Origin of the sequence: Pseudomonas sp. KCJK9000, from assembly GCF_046230725.1 — a bacterium.
GTDB classification, from domain to species: Bacteria; Pseudomonadota; Gammaproteobacteria; order Pseudomonadales; family Pseudomonadaceae; genus Aquipseudomonas; species Aquipseudomonas promysalinigenes.
The window spans coordinates 1-5247 of record NZ_JBJJLN010000108.1; the positions used below are offsets into that span (position 1 = coordinate 1).

The following is a 5247-nucleotide window of genomic DNA, read 5'->3' on the forward strand; positions in this document are numbered from 1 at the left end:
GGGTCACGGTCACCGGCGTTTGAGCAGGGTTGCTCAGCGTCACGGTGTAAGTGATCACGCCACCTTCGGTCACGCTTGGAGTAGCGGTCAGAGTGGCGGTGGTGGTGTCGATGGTGTCTGTGATTTCAGTCACCACCGGTGTCTGCGGCAGCGTGACGACTACGTTGCCACCACCGGTAGTGCCAGTCACTGTTGTAGAGATCTGCCCACCATCAATGTAGGGCGTATCATTGCCCGCAACTGGAAAATTGACTGTTCCCGAGGTCTGCCCGGCTGGAATGATGATCACTGCGCCGTTCGAGAGGGTCACGGTCAGGTTGGTGGCCGGTGCCTGCCCAACGGTTGCGGTATAAACGATGACGCCACCGGCTTCGCTGATCGAAGGGGTTGCGCTCAGCGTAAGGTCCGTGGCGATCGGAGTGTCCGCCGTAGTGGACGCTGCGGTAAGTGCCCCGGTTTCCTCGGCAGTAGCGGCGGCTGCGAAATTCAGAGGGTCGGTGGGGAAGCCCACTGTCGGATCGACACTGCCCGCCGTGGCATCGAGCATAACGAAACTATGCCCGCCCCCCGCTGCGCCGCCACCTGCAGCGGTAGCGCCAGCAGCCGTTGCTTCGAGCTCGGTGGTCGGGTCAGCGCCGGCGGCAATCGCTTGTTGCAGTTCTTCAACCGACGGCGCAGCTTGCGCGGCGGCCAGTCCCAGGTCAGTGCTGCTGTCCGGTGCGTCTGCGCTCCACTGAGTATCGCGCCCAAGGTCCAGCAAGCGGCCATCAGCCAGCTCCAGCGTTACCGCTCCACCTGCGCCGGTTAACACTTGCTCGCCCGCGAACAGGCGATCGCCTTCGATCAGGACGCGCCGGATGCCTTCTGGGGATACTGCGATGACTTGGCCAACAATGCTTTTGACGATGGCAACAACGCTGCTCATTAGACTCTCCGACTTACCCGATGGTGGGACGTCCCTGACCCGAAAGGCATCTTTGATGCTCATCAGGCGCAATGGTGTCAATAAATATGTTAAAAATGCCCGTCAACTTATTGGCTATAACTAATTGGAATTACGTTAATGCCAAACTATTGACCAAATATCTCTCATCCTAAACAATCGGCGAAATAATGTCACATTGATATTTCTTCAATTATTCGATGGTGCTGATATATCGCTCAAAGGCCAAGACTGGGGTCATCTAGCGGTGAGTGAGGATGTCATTTTGCACCCCGCTAGCAATCCATTCATGACCCATAACGATGAGTGTTCTGATAGATTTCATAAATATTAGTAGCGGTTTGTTTGACGCTCCCCATCGGGATTTTGGCACTCTATGGTGCATGCCAAAACCCTGCCAAGCGGCCTAATTTAGGCCGGGTGTGGGGTGCTTGAACCCATAGAAAAGCCAAGCATCGCCAGATCCGCACTAAACGCCGAGGCCTAGGCGCCGATCATTTGGCAGTGCCCTGCCCGGAAGAACCGAATACCTGACACTCACGGGAATCGGTTAGGTAGAGATAAATGAAACCACTACTGCCTAGCTCCATTGACTGGCAGTGATGGCCATTCAGTTGTTTACTCAGTAACGAATCAAGGCGACCATTGGCCAACTGCTCAAACGCCGGGGTGTCGTCGCACCGCCCGCCGTCTTGAGCGAGCAGAACCAATTGAAACCACAGGTGAACCCGTCAGGTCCAAACTGAGGTTCACCCAAAACCTTACCCTTCAGGTTGAAGAGAGCCCCGCGTGGAATCCGAAGTCAGTCGAGCCCAACTCAACCACGATCCACGTAGTCAGCACGACGATCCGCTACTGGATAGCCTGCTGACCTTGTGTGTCTTGCATCAGAAACCCGCGAGCCGGGCGATGCTCACCACAGGCCTGCCACTGCCGGCCCAGCGGCTGAATGCCGAACTGCTGCCACGTGCCGCCGCGCGTGCCGGGCTGCAAGGGCGTTTGCTGCAGCGCAAGCTCGAGCAGATCCCGAGCATTGCCATGCCGGCCATGTTGCTGCTCAAAGAGGGTCGCGCTGCCGTTCTGCTGGGGTGGGAGGGCGAAGACAATGCGCGCTTGCTGCTCAGCGAGAGTGATGGTGGCGAGGTCTTGGTCAGCCGTGAGGCGCTTGTCGAGGATTACAGCGGCAAAGTGTTCTTCGCACAGCCTCAGCACAAGTTCGACGTCAATCACGGTAACCTGATCCCGCGTGCCCGTTCCTGGTTCCGCGACACGCTGCTGCGCAGCAAGTGGCTGTACATCGATGCCATCGCTGCAAGCCTGGTGATCAACCTGATCGCGCTGGCTGCCCCATTGTTCGTGATGAACGTCTACGACCGCGTCGTCCCCAACCAGGCCACCTCCACGCTATGGGTGCTGGCGGTGGGCATCACCGGGGCCTACTTGTTCGACCTGATCCTCAAGGGGCTGCGAGGGTTATGCCTGGACCTGGCTGGCAAGAAGACCGACTTGATCATCTCTGCGACATTGTTCGAGCGCATCGTCGGTATGTCGATGAAGTACCGCCCGGCCCGGGTCGGCAGCTTTGCCCAGAACATCCATGAGTTTCAGGGGCTTCGTGACTTTCTAGCGTCGCTGACTCTGACCAGCCTGATCGATCTGCCGTTCACCTTCATCATTCTGCTGGTCATTGCCATCATCGGCGGGCATTTGGTGTGGATCCCTATCCTCGCCTTCCCCCTGGCTCTGGGCATTGGATATGCCCTGCAACGGCCACTCATGGCGACCATGGAACGCACCATGGCACTGGCCTCGGAACGTCAATCGAGCCTGATTGAAACCTTGGCTGGGTTGGACGCGGTCAAGGTCAACAATGCCGAAAGCGAGCGCCAGTACATGTGGGAGCAGACGCTTGGCACCCTCAGCCGCCTGGAGTTGCGCGTCAAGGTGCTGTCTAGCCTGGCGATGAACATTACCTTGCTGATTCAGCAACTGGCTGGTGTGGCGATGATCTGCTTCGGCGTGTACTTGATCATCGACGGCAACCTGAGCATGGGCGGCCTTGTGGCGTGCTACATGCTCAGCGGCCGCGCGTTGGGCCCGCTGAGTTCGCTGAACGGCCTGCTTGCCCGCTACCAGCAGGCTAAGGTCACCATGGCCTCGACCAATCAGATGATGGAGCTGCCGCAAGAGCGCAACTTCGAAGAACGCCCTTTGAGCCGCCAGGTGTTGCAGGGTGCTATCGAATTCCGTGGCGTCGACTTCACCTACCCGAACCAGCAAAACCTCGCGCTAAAAGGCATCAACCTCAGTGTCCGCCCAGGCGAAAAAATCGGCATCATCGGCCGTAGCGGCTCGGGCAAGAGCTCGCTGGCCAAGCTCATCGTCGGCCTCTACGAAGCCGACAACGGCTCGCTGCTGGTCGACGGCGTAGACATACGCCAGATCGACGTCAGCGAGCTGCGTCACAATGTGGGCTATGTACCTCAGGATATTCAGCTGTTGGCTGGCACCTTGCGCGATAACTTGGTCAGCGGTGCCCGTTACATTGAGGACGAGCTGATCCTGCAGGCCGCCGAACTGGCCGGGGTCCACGAATTCGCCCGTCTGCACCCGGACGGTTACGAGCTGCAAGTGGGTGAGCGTGGGCAAAACCTCTCCGGCGGTCAGCGGCAGAACGTCGCGCTGGGCCGCGCCCTGTTGCTCAACCCGCAGATCCTGCTGCTCGATGAGCCCACTGCTGCCATGGACAACACGGGTGAGGAACGCCTCAAACAGCGCCTGCAGGCGGTCATCGAGCACAAGACGGTGCTGCTGGTGACTCACCGTGCTTCGCTGCTGACGCTGGTGGACCGGCTGATCGTCATCGATCGCGGCCAAATTGTTGCCGATGGCCCGAAAGCTTCGGTCATGGATGCACTGAAGAAGGGGCAAATCAGTGTTGCGTAACCTGGATTTCAGCGTGTTCAAGAACGGCCTGCGCCGCTATTTCAAAGGTTCCGAGTCATTGCACGGGCAACCGCTGCCAGAGGTCAGCAAAGCGCTGATCGAGGACGCGCCTCGTATCGTGCGCCTGACCATCTGGGGGGTGATCGCGTTCTTCCTGTTCTTGATTATCTGGGCCTGCTTCGCCCCCATCGATGAGGTGACCCGTGGCGAGGGCAAGGCAATCCCTTCGTCCAAGGTGCAGAAAATTCAGAACCTCGAAGGTGGCATCGTCGCCGAGATCTTCGCCAAGGAAGGGCAGGTGGTCGAGGTTGGCCAACCGCTGCTGCGCCTTGACGAGACCCGTTTCGCTTCCAACGTAGGTGAAACCGAAGCCGATCGCCTGGCCATGGCCCTTCGGGTGCAGCGCCTGAGCGCGGAAGTCGAAGACCGACCGCTGAAGATCGATGAAGAGCTGCGCAAAGCTGCCCCCAGCCAGGCAGCGGATGAGGAGTCGCTGTACCAGAGCCGCCGCCAGCAACTGCAAGATGAGCTCGGTGGTCTGCAGCAGCAATTGGTGCAAAAACAGCAGGAACTGCGCGAATTCACCTCTAAGCGTGCTCAGTACGCCAACAGCCTGCAGCTGCTGCGCCAGGAAATCGGCATGTCCGAACCTTTGGTCGCTCAGGGCGCGGTGTCTCAGGTCGAAATCCTGCGGCTTCGCCGCGCGGAGGTGGAAACCCGGGGTCAGATGGACTCGACGGCCCTCGCCATTCCACGTGCCGAGGCGGCCATCAAGGAAGTCGAAAGCAAGATTGAAGAGACCCGTGGCAAGTTCCGCAGTGAGGCCCTGACCAAGCTCAATGAGGCCCGCACGGAACTGAACAAGGCCACCGCGACCAGCAAGGCGCTGGATGATCGCGTGAGCCGAACGCTGGTCACCTCGCCAGTGCGTGGCGTCGTCAAGCAATTGCTGGTCAATACCATCGGCGGCGTGATCCAGCCGGGCAGCGATATCATCGAAATCGTGCCGCTGGATGACTCGCTGGTGGTCGAAGCCAAGATCCTGCCAAAAGACATCGCATTCCTGCACCCTGGCCAGGAAGCGACCGTCAAGTTCACCGCCTACGACTACACCATCTACGGCGGTCTGAAGGCCAAGCTCGAGCAGATCGGCGCAGACACCATCACTGACGAAGACAAGAAAACCACCTATTACCTGATCCGGTTGCGAACCGAGAAGAGCCACCTGGGAACTGATCAGAAACCGCTACTGATCATCCCAGGCATGGTCGCGACGGTGGACATCATGACGGGCAAGAAGACCATCATGAGCTATCTGCTCAAACCGATCATGAAGGCTCGGGCTGAGGCGCTGCGCG

At 59.0% G+C, this 5247-nt stretch carries 3 protein-coding genes; 2 read left to right on the forward strand and 1 reads right to left on the reverse strand.

Annotated features, from left to right (window positions below; all coding sequences use genetic code 11):
- A partial coding sequence (locus ACK59H_RS22610) for a retention module-containing protein (protein WP_409264950.1) occupies window positions 1-925 on the reverse strand: 925 nt, incomplete at its 3' end.
- Window positions 926-1732: 807 nt separating this feature from the next.
- On the opposite strand from ACK59H_RS22610, the gene ACK59H_RS22615 reads away from it, so the two are divergent.
- Window positions 1733-3889, forward strand: a complete 2157-nt coding sequence (locus tag ACK59H_RS22615; RefSeq protein ID WP_409264951.1) for a type I secretion system permease/ATPase — start codon at window positions 1733-1735, stop codon at window positions 3887-3889.
- A gap of 1 nt (window position 3890) precedes the next feature.
- The coding region (locus ACK59H_RS22620) for an HlyD family type I secretion periplasmic adaptor subunit (RefSeq protein WP_409264952.1) at window positions 3891-5247 on the forward strand (1357 nt) is incomplete at its 3' end.